General features: G+C 67.8%; 11 protein-coding genes. 4 read left to right on the top strand and 7 right to left on the bottom strand.

The features are described from left to right. Window positions 1-84: 84 nt before the first annotated feature. Window positions 85-2,241 carry an acylase gene (locus tag ABS88_RS07090; RefSeq protein WP_286749497.1) on the bottom strand — a complete coding sequence of 719 codons (2,157 nt, stop codon included), beginning with the start codon at window positions 2,239-2,241 and terminating at the stop codon, window positions 85-87. A gap of 455 nt (window positions 2,242-2,696) precedes the next feature. Between ABS88_RS07090 and clpB the strand changes: the two genes are divergently transcribed. Continuing rightward, window positions 2,697-5,276: an ATP-dependent chaperone ClpB gene (gene clpB, locus ABS88_RS07085; protein WP_286749496.1), complete on the top strand. Its 2,580-nt coding sequence runs from the start codon at window positions 2,697-2,699 to the stop codon at window positions 5,274-5,276. Between the two features lie 113 nt (window positions 5,277-5,389). On the opposite strand, the gene ABS88_RS07080 is transcribed toward clpB, so the two are convergent. Both ABS88_RS07080 and ABS88_RS07075 read right to left on the bottom strand, forming a co-directional pair. Further along, a complete protein-coding gene (locus tag ABS88_RS07080) occupies window positions 5,390-5,632 on the bottom strand; it encodes a hypothetical protein (protein ID WP_286749495.1) in 243 nt (80 codons plus the stop codon). Window positions 5,633-5,692: 60 nt separating this feature from the next. Then, complete coding sequence (locus ABS88_RS07075) at window positions 5,693-6,871, bottom strand: aspartyl/asparaginyl beta-hydroxylase domain-containing protein (RefSeq protein ID WP_286749494.1); 1,179 nt, start codon at window positions 6,869-6,871, stop codon at window positions 5,693-5,695. A gap of 76 nt (window positions 6,872-6,947) precedes the next feature. Here ABS88_RS07075 and ABS88_RS07070 point away from each other — a divergent pair, with 76 nt between their 5' ends. Then, window positions 6,948-7,988: a hypothetical protein gene (locus ABS88_RS07070; protein WP_286749492.1), complete on the top strand. Its 1,041-nt coding sequence runs from the start codon at window positions 6,948-6,950 to the stop codon at window positions 7,986-7,988. Window positions 7,989-8,325: 337 nt separating this feature from the next. On the opposite strand, the gene ABS88_RS07065 is transcribed toward ABS88_RS07070, so the two are convergent. The 4 genes from ABS88_RS07065 to xseA all read right to left on the bottom strand — a co-directional run bounded on the left by ABS88_RS07065 (window position 8,326) and on the right by xseA (window position 14,290). Continuing rightward, window positions 8,326-11,340 (bottom strand): TonB-dependent receptor, encoded by a 3,015-nt coding sequence (locus ABS88_RS07065; RefSeq protein WP_475283704.1) that lies wholly within the window; start codon window positions 11,338-11,340, stop codon window positions 8,326-8,328. A 268-nt stretch (window positions 11,341-11,608) separates the two neighbouring features. After that, window positions 11,609-12,550 carry a M23 family metallopeptidase gene (locus ABS88_RS07060; RefSeq protein WP_286749489.1) on the bottom strand — a complete coding sequence of 314 codons (942 nt, stop codon included), beginning with the start codon at window positions 12,548-12,550 and terminating at the stop codon, window positions 11,609-11,611. Next, on the bottom strand, window positions 12,547-12,759 hold the full coding sequence (locus ABS88_RS07055) for a DUF2093 domain-containing protein (protein ID WP_067107269.1): 213 nt from the start codon (window positions 12,757-12,759) through the stop codon (window positions 12,547-12,549). The genes ABS88_RS07060 and ABS88_RS07055 overlap by 4 nt, the downstream gene beginning before the upstream one ends. Window positions 12,760-12,835: 76 nt before the next feature. Beyond that, window positions 12,836-14,290, bottom strand: a complete 1,455-nt coding sequence (xseA, locus tag ABS88_RS07050; RefSeq protein ID WP_286749488.1) for an exodeoxyribonuclease VII large subunit — start codon at window positions 14,288-14,290, stop codon at window positions 12,836-12,838. On the opposite strand from xseA, the gene purD reads away from it, so the two are divergent. Then, the gene (gene purD / locus ABS88_RS07045; RefSeq protein WP_286749487.1) at window positions 14,289-15,566 is read left to right on the top strand and encodes a phosphoribosylamine--glycine ligase; all 1,278 of its coding nucleotides are present in this window, start codon (window positions 14,289-14,291) and stop codon (window positions 15,564-15,566) included. The genes xseA and purD overlap by 2 nt on opposite strands. A gap of 189 nt (window positions 15,567-15,755) precedes the next feature. Then, the gene (locus ABS88_RS07040; RefSeq protein WP_286749486.1) at window positions 15,756-16,325 is read left to right on the top strand and encodes a helix-hairpin-helix domain-containing protein; all 570 of its coding nucleotides are present in this window, start codon (window positions 15,756-15,758) and stop codon (window positions 16,323-16,325) included. The last annotated feature ends 446 nt before the right edge of the window (window positions 16,326-16,771 follow it).

The raw sequence follows: 16,771 nt of genomic DNA, 5'->3' as shown, positions 1-16,771 counted from the left end.
CGAACGGGGAGAAACCGGCCGGCCTGCGGACCGGCCGTGCCGAACGGCAGTGTATCAATGGTGTAGGACGGCCGTGCGGGGCTTTCAAGGCCGATAGAAACGCGCCCCGCTGGCGCGTAGCGCCGCCGGGTCGAACAGCACCGGCTTCAACCTGTGCGCCACGAACAGCGGCGCCTGGTCGTTATAGTGCGGACTGTCCGGCCGCGTCGTCGCGGCCCCGAAGGGCTGGATCGATTCCGAATGCACCCGCCCGTCGCGGTCCCACGTCACGAACAGGATGAAGCTGTCGCCGTGGCGCACTTTCAGCCGCCCGTCGGGCTCCACATCCCACAGCGTCGAGGCGCGGATCGTGTCGTTGCCGCCGTCGAGCGGCAGGTCGACACGGTGCGGTCCCTCGCCGTGCCGCAGCCGCAGCACCGTGCCCAGCTTCGGATCGAGCGTCGCGAAATGGTCCTGTAGATGCACGACCGTCTGCTTGAGCACGGTCAGCGGGTCGGGCGGCGGGCGGCGCTGGTAATGGCGCCCGCCCGCGGGGCGCAGCAGCATCAGCGCCAGCGCATCGCCGTGCCCCTTGCCGTCGAGGTTCCAGTCCCACTTGCGCAGCAGCCGCTGCGCCTCGGCCAGCGCCGGGTCGCCGCTGACGTCGATCGCGAGCAGCCGGTCGATCCACGCCTTGGCATAGCCGGTCTTCGCATAGCTGGTGTCGTATTTGATCGCCTTCAGCCGCGCCTCGTCGATCGGCCCCGACGCCTCGAACAACTCGATCAGCCGAGCCGCGCGGTTGGTCATGTCGTCCTCGATCCCCAGCAAGGGCGAAAAGGCCGCAGCGTCGAGCTCGTCGCCCGGCCCCGCCGCGACCCACGGCGTGTTGTTCGCGTTCATCACATAGCCCGAGCGCGGATTGACCAGCGCCGGCACCCGGTCGAAGGGCAGCGCCTTCGTCCACAAATTCGCCGATGTGTCGCCCGGCAGGACGCCGCGCCAATTATAGCCGGCGGGCCGGTCGGGGAACATCGCATTGTAGAAGAAGCCGATATTGCCCCTGGCATCGGCATAGACGAAATTGGTCGCCGGCACGCCCTGCCCTGCCATTGCCGCGCGCCACTCGGCGAAATTGCGCGCCTTGTTCAGCCGGTAATATTGCGTGACCATGTTCGCCTGGTCGATCCCGGCGTAGCGGATGGCGAAGGCGCCCTTGGCACCGACGATCACCGGCCCGTGCACCGAGCGATGGACGGTGCGCGGCACCGGCAGCACGAAGGGACCATATTTGACGCGCAGCCAGACCCGCTTCGTTTCCAGCGGCGCCCACTTCCCGTCGAAGCGGTAATTCTCGCCGCTGTCATCGAGTGCCAGCTGGTAGACGTCGATCAGGTCGGGCCGGTTCACCGTGTTGGTCCAGCCGAGATACTTGTTGTGACCGAGGAAAGGATAGGGCGACCCCGGAAAATTCGCCCCGGCGAAATCCCAGCCCTCGCCCGAATGGACGACCAGTTCGTACCAGGCGACGCCGCCGGTCCACGGCTGGTGCGAGTTGGAGACGAGCCGCGTCGCGCCGTCGGTCGAGCGCGACGGCGCGACCGCCATCGCGTTCGAGCCATTGTCGTCGGGATCGCGCCCGACCGGGGTCAGGTCGCGCGCGACCGGCTGCCCCTTGGGGTCGAGCGCCGGCCCGCCCTCGCGCGCCAGCGGCGTGCCCTCGGCGAGCGAGCCGATCGTCGAATCGAGCCCGAAGAAGAAGGGCGACCGCAGCACGAAGCCTGCGACGACATCTTCGCCGGTGACGGGGAACAGCCCCGACAGGCGGACCTCGCCCGGATGCTTGTCGGCATAATGATTGAGCCCGGCGGCATAGGCGGTGAACAGCGCCCGCACGTCCGCAGGCAGGCGCGGCCAGTCGCGCGCGGTGGTCGCGCGCACGCCGAGCAGTTCGGCGACATAGTCGATCTTCGCCCCATCCTCGCCCAGCATCGCCCCGGCGCGCCCGCGGGTCATCGCAAGCACCTCCTGCAGGGTCGAGAAATCATCCTCGGCATGGGCATAGGCGACGCCATAGGCGACGTCGGCATCGGTCTTGCCGAAGATGTGCGGCACCCCGAATTTGTCGCGCGCGATCTGGACGTCGGTCGGTCGGAAGGCGGGCGCGGCGGGCGCTTGCGCCGTCAGCGGCTCCCACAAGCCAAGCCCCAGCGCGGCGGCCGCCAGCAGCAGGAGCAATCCCAGCACAGCCCGTCGCAGCATGTCCGCCATCCTTCCTGTCTTCGGCCGCGATGGTGTGGCGGGCGAACGGTGCGAAGGCAAGCGGCTGTGTCGCCTGGGGGCTTCGGAAACGATTCGCGCAGAGGCGCAGAGATCGCAGAGATCATGTTCACGCGGAGCCGCGGAGCCGCGGAGATATGGTTAGGGCCGACAGGCCCCATATTTTCCCGATCTGTGCGCCTGACGACAAGGTGGGCGAGAAGAAGCCGCTTCGCGGCAAGCGCGATTTCTCCGCGTCTCCGCGGCTCCGCGTGAACCCGATTCAAACTCTCTGCGATCTCTGCGATCTCTGCGCCTCTGCGCGAATCTTCCCCAACCCTCCGCTCCTCCCGGCCGATTTTCGCCGCACCTCCCCCTCTCCACGCGAATCTCGAAACGCGCCCTTGTGTTGCATAACGGCAACACTATCTCTGTCGGCAAGAAAGGGGATCCTTTACATGAACCTCGAAAAATTCACCGACCGCGCCAAGGGTTTCCTCCAGTCGGCGCAGACGATCGCGATCCGCATGAACCACCAGCGGATCGGCCCCGAGCACATCGCCAAGGCACTGCTCGAGGACAAGGACGGCATGGCCGCCGGCCTGATCCAGCGCGCCGGCGGCGATGCCGCGCGCGCCGTGCAGGGCATCGACGCCCTGCTCGCCAAGGTGCCCGCCGTGTCGGGATCGGGCGCGCAGTCCACGCCGGGGCTCGACAACGACGCGGTGCGCCTGCTCGATCAGGCCGAACAGGTCGCCACCAAGGCCGGCGACGGCTTCGTCACCGTCGAGCGGCTGCTGCTCGCCATGGTGCTCGCCGCGACGACCCCGGTCGGCAAGGCCTTCGCCGACGCCGGCGTGAAGGCCGACGCGCTGAACGCCGTCATCAACGAGCTGCGCCGCGGCCGCACCGCCGACACCGCGGGCGCCGAGGACAGCTTCGAAGCGCTCAAGAAATATGCTCGCGACCTCACCGAAGTCGCGCGCGAGGGCAAGCTCGACCCGGTCATCGGCCGCGACGAGGAAATCCGCCGCACCGTGCAGATTCTCGCGCGCCGCACCAAGAACAACCCCGTCCTCATCGGCGAACCCGGCGTCGGCAAAACCGCGATCGCCGAAGGGCTCGCGCTGCGCATCGCCAACGGCGACGTCCCCGACAGCCTCAAGGACCGCCGCCTGCTCGCGCTCGACATGGGCGCGCTGATCGCGGGCGCCAAATATCGCGGCGAGTTCGAGGAGCGCCTCAAGGGCGTGCTCGACGAGGTCAAGTCGGCCGAGGGCGAGATCATCCTGTTCATTGACGAGATGCACACGCTGGTCGGCGCCGGCAAGGGCGAGGGCGCGATGGACGCCTCGAACCTGCTCAAGCCCGCGCTCGCACGCGGCGAGCTCCACTGCATCGGCGCGACGACGCTCGACGAATATCGCAAATATGTCGAGAAGGACCCCGCGCTCCAGCGGCGGTTCCAGCCGGTGTTCGTCGGCGAGCCGACGGTCGAGGATTCGATCAGCATCCTGCGCGGGCTCAAGGAGAAATACGAGCTGCACCACGGCGTGCGGATCACCGACGGCGCGATCGTCGCCGCGGCGACGCTGTCGAACCGCTATATCACCGACCGCTTCCTGCCCGACAAGGCGATCGACCTGATGGACGAGGCCGCGAGCCGCATCCGCATGGAGGTCGAATCGAAGCCCGAGGAGATCGAGACGCTCGACCGCCGCATCATCCAGATGAAGATCGAGGAAGCCGCGCTCGGCAAGGAAAGCGACGACGCGTCGCGCGACCGGCTTGCGAATCTGCAGGCCGAACTCGCCAACCTCGAACAGCAGTCGGCCGAACTCACCCAGAAGTGGCAGGCCGAAAAGGAGAAGATCCACGCCGAGGCGAAGATCAAGGAACAGCTCGACGCCGCGCGCGTCGCGCTCGACCAGGCGCAGCGCGCGGGCGACCTCGGCAAGGCAGGCGAGCTCAGCTATGGCACCATCCCAGCGCTCGAAAAGCAGCTCGAGGAGGCGCAGGCCGTCGCGGGCAATGCGATGCTGCGCGAGGAGGTCACCGCCGACGACATCGCCGCGGTGGTCAGCCGCTGGACCGGCATCCCGGTCGACCGGATGCTGGAGGGCGAGCGCGAGAAGCTGCTCGGCATGGAGGCGCATCTCGGCCAGCGCGTGATCGGGCAGGACGAGGCGGTGCGCGCGGTCTCGACCGCGGTGCGCCGCGCGCGCGCCGGGCTGCAGGACCCGAACCGGCCGCTCGGCAGCTTCCTGTTCCTCGGTCCGACGGGTGTCGGCAAGACCGAACTGACCAAGGCGCTGGCGCGCTTCCTGTTCGACGACGACAATGCGATGGTCCGCATCGACATGTCCGAATTCATGGAAAAGCACAGCGTCGCGCGGCTGATCGGCGCGCCGCCGGGCTATGTCGGTTACGAGGAAGGCGGGGTGCTCACCGAAGCGGTGCGCCGCCGCCCCTATCAGGTCGTGCTGTTCGACGAGGTCGAGAAAGCGCATGGCGACGTGTTCAACATCCTGCTCCAGGTGCTCGACGACGGGCGGCTGACCGATGGGCAGGGCCGCACGGTCGACTTCACCAACACGCTGATCATCCTGACCTCGAACCTCGGCAGCCAGGCGATCGCCGCGCTTCCCGACGACGCGCAGGTCGAACAGGCCGAACCCGCGGTGATGGAGGTCGTCCGCGCCCATTTCCGGCCCGAGTTCCTGAACCGGCTCGACGAGATCGTGCTGTTCCACCGCCTGGGCCAGCAGCATATGGGCGGCATCGTCGACATCCAGGTCGCGCGCGTGCAGAAACTGCTCGCCGACCGCAAGGTGACGCTCGACCTCACCGACGCGGCGCGCAGCTGGCTCGGCCGCGTCGGCTACGACCCCGTCTATGGCGCCCGCCCGCTGAAGCGCGCGGTGCAGAAATATCTGCAGGACCCGCTCGCCGACCTCATCCTCAAGGGCGAGGTCAGGGACGGTCAGACGGTCAAGGTCGACGAGGGCGACGGGGCGTTGGTGCTGACGCCGGTATAAGGAGGCCAAAGACAAGACCACCGGTCTGGATTCGATCCAGACCGGTGGTTCTGAAATCCGCTTCTACCGTATGTCTCGCCGTGTCGTCAGACTATACTGTTCGGCGCCGACGATTATTGCCCGCTCGGGCGACCGCGGCTGTAATCGATGATGTCGCGGGCGGTCGCATTGCCGGAATCCGCCAGACGGCGCCATTCGCCGCGCGTCTTGCACACCCGTTCCTTGCGGGCGAGCGAGCCGGTCACGTCGACCCGGCGGCAAACCATTTCCGCATCGGGGTCGTCTTTCTTGTCCGCCACGGGCTGCGGGTTGGACGCCTGCAAGAGGGCGCTCAGGATAATGGATGCCACGTACATGTCTGCCCCTTCCGGCCAATCAGCCCGAATTACCAATGGATCGCGCCACTCGCAAGAGGCTCATCGCGCCGCCGGCTCGGTCAGCGTGTCGGCTGTCCGGCAATAATCGGCGATGACGGCCTGCTCTTCGGGGCTCAAATGCGGGTTCCACACGTCGAAGATGAGGATGGCGCGCAGCGAATCGCTTTCGTTCCAGGCTTCATGTTCGATGGTATCGTCGAAAGCGAAGGGCCGGCCTTCGACCCATTCGCGCGTCTCCCCGCCGACGCGGAAGCCGCAACGCGGCGGCACGATCAGCGGCAGATGGATGATTGCCCGGGTATTGGTGACGCCGGTGTGCGGCGGAATGCGCGTATGCGGGCGCAACATCGAGAAAAAGGCGCTGGGCGCCCGGCCCGGAATATGCGCGCTGGGCGTCGCGGCGAGCGCGGCAGCGGTTTCCGGACAGCGGTCGAGGACGGGCTGGTTGGGCTGGCCATACTCCCACAGGAAGCAGGCGCTCCAGTCGGCATTGTGGTCCAGCTGGTCCCACTGGCTGCCCGATGCACCTTTGTCCATGCGGACATAGGGCCGCAGCGCGTCGCCGGGATCGGCGAGCAACGCCTCGAGTTCGGCGCGGATTGCCGGAGCGCGCGCGGCCAGATCGTCGAACCACGGAAAATGGTGGTCGTCGAAATATTCGTCGGCCGGCAGGAACGGATAATGGAGGCCTGCGCACTGGTTCCGATAGACGCGGCGACGCCCGAGGGCATGGTCGAGGAAAGCGGTGGAACGCCGGCGCGCCGTTTCATCGAGCGCCGAAAGGCGCGAACCGAATTCGCGCTCGACGAAGCCGGCGAGCGCGGCCTGTTGCGCCTGGCAATAGGCGCGCGCATGGTCGAGGATCTGCACAAAGGCCGGCGCCGGATCGGCGATCTGCTCGCCGAGCTGGAGCACCGCCGACCAGCGCAGAAGCGCGTCGCGCGTTTCGCCGCGCCGTTCGTGCAGTTCGGCCAGCCGGACGAGCGCGGCAACGTCGCGCTGGTCGGTCTCGAGCGCGCCTTGCAAGGCCCGCCGCTCACCGTCGTCGTCACCGAGCAGGCGGTGCGCATGCGCGAGATTGCGCCACAGGCTTCCGGCTTGCGGATCGACTGAGACGGCGTGCGTGAACAGCCGAACCGCGGTCGCGGAATCGCCGACGTTCAGCGCGACGAGCCCCTGAGCATTGGCTTCGTGGGACGAAAGAGTCGACTTGGACATGACTTTCCCTACGCTGCGAACGGCGCATTGGAAAGACGGCGCTTGTCGCCCGGCCGGTCGCGATTATGGTGCGACCATGGTTTCCACGCCCGCTTTCGATCCCGCCGATCCGACATGGCTTGCACACCGCTACGACATGGCGGCGGACCGCCTGCTGTTCCGTCACGTGCCCCACGCAATGCACGCCGCAGGACCATTTCTGACCGACGAGCTCGTCGGCGGGCAGCCCGAGATCGTGGCGCCGCGCGCCGCGAGCGTCGAGGCCGCGCGCGGTAACGCTGGCGCGATCCATTTCCTGTTTCATTCCGCCTTCTGCGCCTCGACGCTGCTCGTGCGGGCGCTGGATATTCCGGGTCATTCGATGGGTCTTTCCGAACCCGTCCTGCTCAACGACATCACCGGCATCCATCGCCGTGGCGAGCGCGGGGGGGCGGAGCTTGCACATCTGCTCGACGATGCGCTCCTGCTGCTCGCGCGGCGCTGGACACCGGCGGAGACGGTCGTGGTCAAGCCTTCCAACATCCTTGCGGGGCTGATGACGCCGATGATGGCACTGCGCCCCGACGCCCATGCGCTGCTCCTGCACGCACCGCTGCGCGAGTTTCTGCTGTCGGTCGCACGCAAGGGTTTATGGTGCCGTCTATGGGCGCGCGAGCTTCTCGAAGGATTGCTGCGCGAGAATCTCGTCGATCTGGGGTTCGAGGCCCGCGACTATTTCCGGCTCAGCGACCTTCAGGTGGCGGCGGTCGGGTGGCTGGCCCAGCAGCGCCTGTTCATCGCACTGGCCGAACGCTTTCCCGATCGCGTCCGCACCCTCGATTCGGAAAGCCTGCTGGCCGACCCCGCCGCCACGCTGAAGGCGCTCGCGGACTTTTCGATGCTTCCGGCCGCAGCGGCGGCAGGCGGCGACCTGGCCGGCCGCACCGTCTTCTCGCGGCACAGCAAATCGGGCGCCGATTTCTCGGTCGAAGCGCGCAAGCAGGAGCGCGCCGCGGCGACGGCAGCCTATGGCGACGAGATCGACAAGGTGCATGATTGGACGCTAGCGGTGGCTGACACCGCCGCGATCCCGCTGGTCCTGCCAAACGCCCTGCTACCCCCTGCCGGTGCGCGTTAGCGCGGGACGACTGTCGCTAGAATCGCCGGCGAAAGCGGGGTCCGCGCGAGGCGGACCATGCTATCTGGAACCTCGCTTTCGCCGGGGTTCCGGAAGGCGAAACGGTCTCCGACCAAGGCGATATGGCTTTGGATCGGGAAGATGGATCGGCTGTCCCGCTCACGTGCGGCGTTTCGAATCGATTTCCCTGACATAGCGAAAGGCGTGAATGGCGTTGCCGCCCAGAAGAACCGTGCCTCCCTTTCGAGTAAAACCGTTCGAGCCATTCTTCAGCGATCACCCATAAAAAAGGGAGCGGGCATCACTGCCCGCTCCCGATTTTTTCGCGTATTCGCTCTTAGAAGCGGACGCGAGCCGCGGCGACGTAACGGCGTCCGATCGAATCGTAGGTCGACGGGAAGGTGTTGCCGCTGTTGTAGGTCGTCGAACCCGCTTCACCACCAACCAGCGGCGGCTTCTTGTCGAACAGGTTCTGCACGCCCACCGTCACGGTCAGATTCTCGAGAACGTTGAACCGCGTCGTCAGGTCGAAATAATCATATGCCTTGATACGATTGAAGTTAACCTGCTTGCCGGACAGGGTGCCCGTGCCGGCGCCCAGCGCGCCCTCGAAGATCTCGCGCGAGTTGTCATCGAAGCCACGGTCCGCGTAGTCGCTGGCCAGACCTTCATACTTGCTGCTGCCGATGTGGCGCCACAGCAGCGAGACGTCGAAGTCGTCGAACGCCAGCGAGGTGCGAAGCGACCACTGCCACTCGGGAATCGGCTGACCGCAGTTTGCCGAGAAATAGCCGACGCAATCGCGATTATAGCTGCCCGGAGCCGACTGGAACTTCGACTGCTCCGTCCAGTTCAACTGGCCGGCAAAGCTGAGGTTCGCGAAGCCCACGTCGCGCGAGTAGTTCAGGTTGACGTCGATGCCGCTGGTTTCCAGCGTGCCGAGGTTCGACGTCGTCAGGAACAGACCCGGTGTCGTGTTCGGATCGCCATTCAAACCACCCGTCAGCGGATCGCGACGGATCGACGTACAGGCGGCCGTCGACGACGCACCAGCCGCCGGCGACGAGGGATCGGCACCGAAGCAGGCCGAGATAGCGTCACCAGGGGTCGGCGACGTGATCGCACCCGTGATCTTGATGTGGTAATAGTCAACCGACAGCGACAGCTTCGGAACGAAGCTGGGCTGCAGCACGACGCCGACCGTCCAGGTCTTGCCGATTTCCGGCCCGAGGTTCAGGTTACCGCCGCCCGTGGCGTTGGCCTGGCCCGAAATCGGCTGGGCGATGAAGTCCACCGTGCTGGCCGGCGTGCCCGGCGCGAGCTGCGCAATACAGACAGCGCGCAGTTCGCCGGTCGGATTGGCCCGAATGATGTTGCCGTTATCGTCGCGCGTCGCGCACGGGTCGTCCTGCAGGTTGGTCAGTCCCGTATTCACCGGCGAGAACAGTTCGGCGATATTCGGCGCACGAACCGCCCGCGCATAGTTGCCGCGGAACTTGATATCGCTGATCGGGGTCCAGCTGCCGCCGACCTTCCACGTCGTGGTGTTGTACGACGGGCTGCCGACCGCATCGACCTTGTAGGACGAATAGCGGATGCCGCCTTCGATGGTCAGATCCTCGAAGAAAGGCTTGTCCTGGACGAGCGGAACGATGAGTTCACCGATCGCTTCATAGACGTTGAAGCCACCATCGATGTTCGGCGCGGCACCGCCAGCACCGCCGAGGTCACCGCCGGCCGCGAGTGTATCGGACGCCTGCGACGCCTTATACTCGCGATATTCGCCGCCGACCGCGAAAGAGATCGGGTCTGACGCCATCGGGCTGGCAACGCCGAAATCACCGCTGAGCATCGCGCGGGCCTGCGCCATCGACGTCTTGGTGCGGACCGTCGACACCTCGTTCAGGAAGCTGATCGCCTCGGGCGTCCAGCTGCTGTTGCCTTCCACGCCGAACCAGTTGATCGGAACGCAGCCTGCGGCCGTGCCGTCAAAACAGCTTGTCGTGTTGTTCGCGAGGAAGCTGTCGCGCACCCGCGAGTTCAGCGTATAACCGCCGATCTGCTGCAGATTTTCGGATTCGCCATAGCTGCCGAAGACATCCCAGCTGATCGTATCGGTGACACCACCACGGAAACCCAGCCGATAATCGAAGAAGTTGGTCGTGTATTCGCTGATACGCGGACCGACTTCGGTCGCACGACGGAACAACGAACTCGTCACCGTCCGATAGGCCGCATCGCCCGGCGTCAGAGACGGATCGGCGGCGGCAGTGCAGGTCGCCGCATCAATGCCGTTCGCATCACAAAAGGTGGTGCGCAAAGTATCGTTGAGGAACGGGTTGTTCAGCGGAATATTGACCCCGATACCAAACGCGCCCGACGGTGCGATGATCGTGCTGACGGTATTCTTCGAGAAAACGCCGCGCGTATAGACTTCAAGCGCATCGCTGATCTCATAGTTGGCAGCGCCGTACATGTTGAACCGCTTGAAGGGCGTCTGGTAGACGTTGTACGGGTTGAAGTTGAACGCCGTAAAGCTGGTGCCCGGATTGAAGTCCGTGCCGGCGGCGTTGATTTGCCGCGTACCCTGCCCAGGAAGCGAAAAGCGCGACGGAACCGCGGTGCCCGAGCCGCCCGCGCCACCAGAACTGGAGCTGAGGGCATAGAGGCCATGCTCGCGGCCGCCCTGATAGATGGGATCCGATTCCTGATAGCCGATGCTGAACACGGCGTTGCCGCGACCATCGTCGAAGTTCGCGCCGATCGTCACGTCGGCGCGTAGCGTGTGGCCGTCGCCGCGCTCGGTGATCTGGTTCGAGATGTTGGCTTCGATACCCGCGAAGTTGCGCTTCGTGATGAAGTTGACGACGCCCGAGACGGCGTCGGCGCCGTAGGTCGTCGAAGCGCCGCCGGTCAGCACATCGACGCGCTCGATCAACGCCAGCGGAATGTTGTTGAGGTCGAAGCGACCATTCAGTTCGGCCGGCACCAGACGGACGCCGTCGATCAGGACGACGTTGCGGTTCGAACCGAGGTTGCGCAGGTTGACGAACGACGCACCGCCGTTGCCGTTGTTGACCGCCGAGCCGATCGACGGCGTGACGCCGGGCAGTTCGCGCAGCAGTTCTTCGGCGACGTTCGCCTGCTGCATGTCGATCTCATCCGCACCGATGGCGGTAACGGGCGAGGCCGATTCCAGGTTCGGGTTGCGGATCAGCGTGCCGGTCACGACGATTTCCGAGCTGCTGGTCGCGCCTTCGTCCTGCGCATAGGCAGGAGCCGAAACGAGGGCGACGCCGAGCACCAGCGGCGCAGCGCCCAGCTTCAGCTTCGAATATTGGGTTTTCTTCACAGTGCAGTCCCTTGCTCTGATGGATCGAGATACCCGGGCATACACGGCGTGGACGATTCAACGCCCCCGCATAGACACCCCGATAGCGTGCGGGATGGCCGGTCATTCATCTGGAGTAAAGGAAATTCCCGGCGCTTTCTGCCGTTTCGCCAGCGATTGTGACGTATTTGCAACAACCCGGAGACGCCGCGAAACACTATGCGCCGGGGCGGCCGCTTTGCGTTATTTTGTTTCAACGGTTACGATTTTGCGGCCCGGCTCCCGTTGGTCAGCGCTGCATCGGACCCGCGAGCGTGCCGGGGTCGAGCCGCGCGCCGCGCCACATCAGGCCCCAGTGCAGATGCGGCCCCGTCGCGCGGCCGGTCCGGCCCACCGTTCCCAGCACCTGCCCCTGCGCCACCCGGTCGCCGACCGCCACGTCGAGCCGCTGGCAATGCAGGAAGGCGCTGTTGAGGCCCATGCCGTGATCGACGATGAGCAGATGGCCTTCGAGCGTGAAGGGAACCGCCGCCGCCAGCACGACGACGCCGTCGGCGGGGGCGCGGAAGGGGGTACCGGCGGGAACCGCGACGTCGGTGCCGCTGTGATAGCTCCCCGGCTTGCCCTGATAGACGCGCTGCGACCCGAAGAAGCCCGACAGGCGGCCGGTCGCCGGCCAGCGGAACGTCTGGCGCCAGCCGTCCGAATCGGCCTGCACCGCGCGCGCCGCGCGAATCTGCGCCAGCTCGCCGGGGCGTCGCCGCTCGAACTCCGCGTCGCTCGCCGCGCTGCCGCGCCAGGGCGCGTTGACATACTCGATCCGCCACTGCCCCGCCGCGACCGCCAGCGTCCGTTCGACCCGGCGCCCGTCGGACAGCGTCGCGACGAGGCGCTGGGTCGCGGGCGCCTCGCGGTCGAAGGCGACCAGGAATGCCCCGTCGGCGGCGAGCGCCACCGCTTCGCCGTCGAGCGCCAGCGCGCGCGTGCCGCCGGGCGCTTGCCCGATCAGCGCACCGCCCTGGATGGCGGTACCGCGAAAATGGAAATCGGCGGGTCCTGCGACAGCAGGCGGCGGCGCGGGCGGCGTCGGGACGGACGCCTCGGGCGCGGGCGGCGGCGGCGGCGGGGCGGGCGGCGCGTCCTCCGCTGCCGGAACGCAGCCGGCGACGACGATCATGCCAAGCAGCGACAGGAAGACCGGCCCCCGGGGCCGCGCCCCGCGTGCCGTCATGCGCCGGGCACCGCGTCCAGCATCGCCCGCGTCGCGATTGCGGCGCTCGCATAGGGTTCCTGCCGCGCCACCGACCAGTAGCGCAGTTCGTCGAGCCCGATCGGCGCGCCGCTGACCGCGCACAGCACATGGTCGCCGGGCGACAGGGTGCGAAAGCCGTTCGGGCCGTATTGCAGGCGGGCGAGGCGGTTGCGGCTGGCGATCAGCATGATTCGATGTCCGTTCGAGCGTAAATCATGGCAGAGCTTATAGCAGCTCCGCCCCCGGCGGCCACCCCCGCCGCCGTCAGAACAGCTCGCCCTGCCCGCGTCCGGGCGCAGCGAGCGGCGGCTTGCGGGCGGGTTTCGGCGCGGGCGTAGGCGGCGTTCCATCGGCCGCCGCCTGCACCGGCACCTCGCCATCGGCGAACTGGAGCCGCAGATGCCCCGCCGCGCGCGCGCCGGCCGCGGTCGTCACGATCGTCCCGCCGGCATCGCGCACCATCGCATAGCCGCGCGACAGCAGCGCGCGCGGGTCGAGCGAGGCGAGCAGCCGCGCCAGCCCCGACAGCCGCGCCCGGTCGCGATCCCATGCCCGCGCCAGCAGCGCCGGACGCAGCGCCGCCGACCGGCTCGTCAGCCGCTCGGCGACGACCGCGAGCCGGTGGCGCTGACAGCGGTCGAGCCTGTCCCCGGCATCGTCGAGCCGCTGGCGCTGCGGCGCATAGAGCGCCTCGCGCCGCGGCAGGTGCCGCGCCAGCGCGGTGAGTCGCTCGCCTGCCAGCCCCTGATGGCGATTCGCCGCGCCGAGCATCCGACCGCGCCACGTCGCCAGCTGCGTCATCAGCTCGGCACGCACCGGCACCGCCATCTCGGCCGCTGCGGTCGGGGTCGGGGCGCGCACGTCGGCGGCATAGTCGGCGAGCGTCACGTCGGTCTCGTGCCCCACCGCGCTGATCGTCGGGATGCGGCAATCGGCGATCGCGCGCACCACGACCTCCTCGTTGAACGCCCACAGATCCTCGATCGAGCCGCCGCCGCGCGCGACGATGACGAGATCGGGGCGCGGTATCGGACCGCCGGGTTCCAGCGCGTCGAAGCCGCGGATCGCGGCCGCGACCTGCGCCGCCGCACCCTCGCCCTGCACCAGCACCGGCCAGACGATCACATGCGTCGGACAGCGGTCGGCGAGGCGATGCAGGATGTCGCGGATAACCGCGCCGGTCGGCGATGTCACGACCCCGATCGTGCGCGGCAGGAAGGGCAGCCGGTCATATTTGCGCTCGCGGTCGAACAGCCCCTCGGCGCCGAGCCGCGCCTTCAGCTTCTCGAACAGCAGCATCAGCGCACCCTCGCCCGCGACCTCGAGCGATTCGACGACGAGCTGATATTTGGAGCGGCCGGGATAGGTGGTGAGCTTGCCGGTCGCGATCACCTCGATCCCGTCCTCGGGCCGGAAGGCGAGGCGGCCCGCCTGCCCCTTCCACATCACCATGTCGATCAGCGCATTGTCGTCCTTCAGGCAGGCATAGAAATGCCCCGACGCCGCGCGCTTGGTGCCCGACAGCTCGCCGCGAACGCGGACGCGGCCGAATCCATCCTCGACCGCGCGCTTGATCGCCGCCGACAACTGGCTGACCGTCATCGCGGGCGCGCCAGACGCCCCGGATGCCGCGGACGCATTGTCGCGCGCGCCTGCCTCGGCTAACAGCCGCGCGGGCGCTTCGCTGTCGGACGCCGGATCGGGAAAAGGGACTGCCATGAATATCCTGCTCATTGGGTCGGGGGGCCGCGAACATGCGCTGAGCTGGCAACTGGCACAATCGCCAAGCTGCGCCAAGCTCTATGCCGCCCCCGGCAACCCGGGGATAGAGGCGCACGCCGAATGCGTGCCGATTCCCGCCGACGACCTCGACGGCCTCGTCGCCTTCGTCAGGACGCACGCCGTCGACTTCGTCGTCGTCGGCCCGGAGGCGCCGCTCGTCGCCGGCCTCGCCGACCGGTTGCGCGCGATCGGCGTCGCGGTCTTCGGCCCCTCGGCCGCCGCGGCGCGGCTCGAAGGGTCGAAGGGCTTCACCAAGGATTTGTGTGCGCGCGCCGGCATCCCCACTGCCGCCTACGCCCGCGCCACCTCGGCCGAGGAGGCGCTGGCGCTGCTCGACGGCTTTTCGATTCCCGTCGTCATCAAGGCCGACGGCCTCGCCGCGGGCAAGGGCGTGATCATCGCCGCGACGCGCGCCGAGGCAGAGGCGGCGATCGAGGACATGTTCGCCGGGGCTTTCGGCGGCGCGGGGGCGGAGGTCGTCCTCGAAGACTATCTGACCGGTGAGGAGGCGAGCTTCTTCGCGCTGTCCGACGGCACCGACGTCATCGCCTTCGGCAGCGCGCAGGACCACAAGCGCGTCGGCAACGGCGACACCGGCCCCAACACCGGCGGCATGGGCGCCTACAGCCCCGCGCCGGTGCTGACCCCCGATCTCGAGGCGCAGGTGATGGACCGCATCGTCCGCCCGACAGTCGCGGCGCTCGCCGCCGACGGCACCCCCTATGTCGGCGTGCTGTTCGCCGGGCTGATGCTAAGCGACACGGGGCCGCAGCTCATCGAATATAACTGCCGCTTCGGCGACCCCGAATGCCAGGTGCTGATGATGCGCTTTCTCGGCGATTTCGCCGGATTGCTCCACGCCGCCGCGACCGGCGGCCTCGCCGACACGCCGCCGCCGGCCTTTTCTGGAGACTATGCGCTGACGGTGATCATGGCCACGAACGGCTATCCCGGCACCCCCGAAAAGGGCGGCGCCATCCGCGGCATCGCCGATGCGGAGGCGGGCGGCGTGCGCGTCTTCCACGCCGGCACCGCACGCACCGACGGAGCGATCGTCGCCGCCGGCGGCCGCGTGCTCAGCGTCACCGCGACCGGCCACAGCGTCACCGAGGCGCAGGCGCGCGCCTATGCCGCGGTCGACCGGCTCGATTTCCCCAGCGGCTTCTGCCGCCGCGACATCGGCTGGCGCGAAGTCGCGCGCGAGGCGCGCTAAGGGCGGAATCGCCTGAAAAAACAGCCTTGTGCTCCCGCGCAGGCGGGAGCCCAGAACGACGAAAAGCCTGCGTGGTATTATGCCGCTCTGGGTCCCCGCCTGCGCGGGGACCCAGCCCGACCGCGATGGCGCGGCACTGGACGCGCCGCGCGCCGCCGCATAAACTGACGGCAAAGCAGGGAGATCATCATGACGTGGCTACAGGAAAACTGGATCATCGCGGTCGTCGGGCTCGTCGTCGCGATCGCGCTTCTCTGGGGGCTGTTCGGGCGATCGAAAGCCGAAGAGGCCGCGCCGCCGACCGTCGCGCCCGCCGAGCCGCGCAAACCGCTCGAACCGACGAAGCCCGACATCGTCGCCGCCGAGCCCGCGCGCTTCAAGCCCGTCGAGCCGGCTCCGGCCCCCATCCCCCCCGCACCGCCCCCGCCGCCCGCCCCGGCCGCCGAAGCGCCGCTCCCGGCTCCAGCTCCAGTCGAAGCCCCGCCGCCGCCCGCCCAGCCAGCGGCAGCCGGCGACAATCTGCGGCTGCTGAAGGGCGTCGGCCCCAAGCTTGCGACGCTGCTGAACGACCTCGGCATCACGCGCTTCGACCAGATCGCGGCATGGACCGAAGCCGACATCGCCGCCATCGACCCGCAACTCGGCACCTTCCAGGGCCGCATCGTCCGCGACAACTGGGTCGACCAGGCCTCCTACCTCGCGCGCCGCGACAAGGCCGGGTTCGAGGCGAAATATGGGGCGCTCGGCGGCGAACTGTAGCAGCCGGGACGCAGCCGAAAGGCGCCATCCCGTTTTTCACATCGTCATTCCCGCGAAAGCGGGAATCCGGGACAGTCGGCTGACGAATGCTCTCGATCCCCGCTTTCGCGGGGATGACGAAGAAGGGGGATATCGGGAAGCCGTCCCAAAGCCGCCACCTTTCGAAAACAATCCTTTCCTACATTGTTCCGCCGTGGTCCAAACTGCCGGATGGAACGCATCACACCGGCCTCGCCGCGGCGGCTGCTTGCCGACAGCTGCCTCGCCTTCACTCCCGCGCCCTCGCGGCGGCAGCGTGCCGATGGCTGGACGCCCGAAACGCAGGCGCATTTCATTCGCGCGCTCGAAGCCATGGGTTTGGTGGGAAAGGCCGCAAAGGCCGTCGGGATGGGCCGCGCGTCGGCCTATCGCCTCCGTAACCGCTCCGGTGCGGCCAGCTTTGCCGC

The organism is Sphingopyxis sp. SCN 67-31 (assembly GCF_001725095.1).
This window is presented reverse-complemented; position numbering and strand designations above follow the sequence as displayed.

What these genes read in the sequence shown, in the direction of transcription:
- ABS88_RS07090 (WP_286749497.1), bottom strand. Translation starts at nt 2,241, where the DNA reads ATGCTGCGACGGGCTGTGCTGGGATTGCTCCTGCTGCTGGCGGCCGCC.
- clpB (WP_286749496.1), top strand. Translation starts at nt 2,697, where the DNA reads ATGAACCTCGAAAAATTCACCGACCGCGCCAAGGGTTTCCTCCAGTCG.
- ABS88_RS07080 (WP_286749495.1), bottom strand. Translation starts at nt 5,632, where the DNA reads ATGTACGTGGCATCCATTATCCTGAGCGCCCTCTTGCAGGCGTCCAAC.
- ABS88_RS07075 (WP_286749494.1), bottom strand. Translation starts at nt 6,871, where the DNA reads ATGTCCAAGTCGACTCTTTCGTCCCACGAAGCCAATGCTCAGGGGCTC.
- ABS88_RS07070 (WP_286749492.1), top strand. Translation starts at nt 6,948, where the DNA reads ATGGTTTCCACGCCCGCTTTCGATCCCGCCGATCCGACATGGCTTGCA.
- ABS88_RS07060 (WP_286749489.1), bottom strand. Translation starts at nt 12,550, where the DNA reads ATGACGGCACGCGGGGCGCGGCCCCGGGGGCCGGTCTTCCTGTCGCTG.
- ABS88_RS07055 (WP_067107269.1), bottom strand. Translation starts at nt 12,759, where the DNA reads ATGCTGATCGCCAGCCGCAACCGCCTCGCCCGCCTGCAATACGGCCCG.
- purD (WP_286749487.1), top strand. Translation starts at nt 14,289, where the DNA reads ATGAATATCCTGCTCATTGGGTCGGGGGGCCGCGAACATGCGCTGAGC.
- xseA (WP_286749488.1), bottom strand. Translation starts at nt 14,290, where the DNA reads ATGGCAGTCCCTTTTCCCGATCCGGCGTCCGACAGCGAAGCGCCCGCG.
- ABS88_RS07040 (WP_286749486.1), top strand. Translation starts at nt 15,756, where the DNA reads ATGACGTGGCTACAGGAAAACTGGATCATCGCGGTCGTCGGGCTCGTC.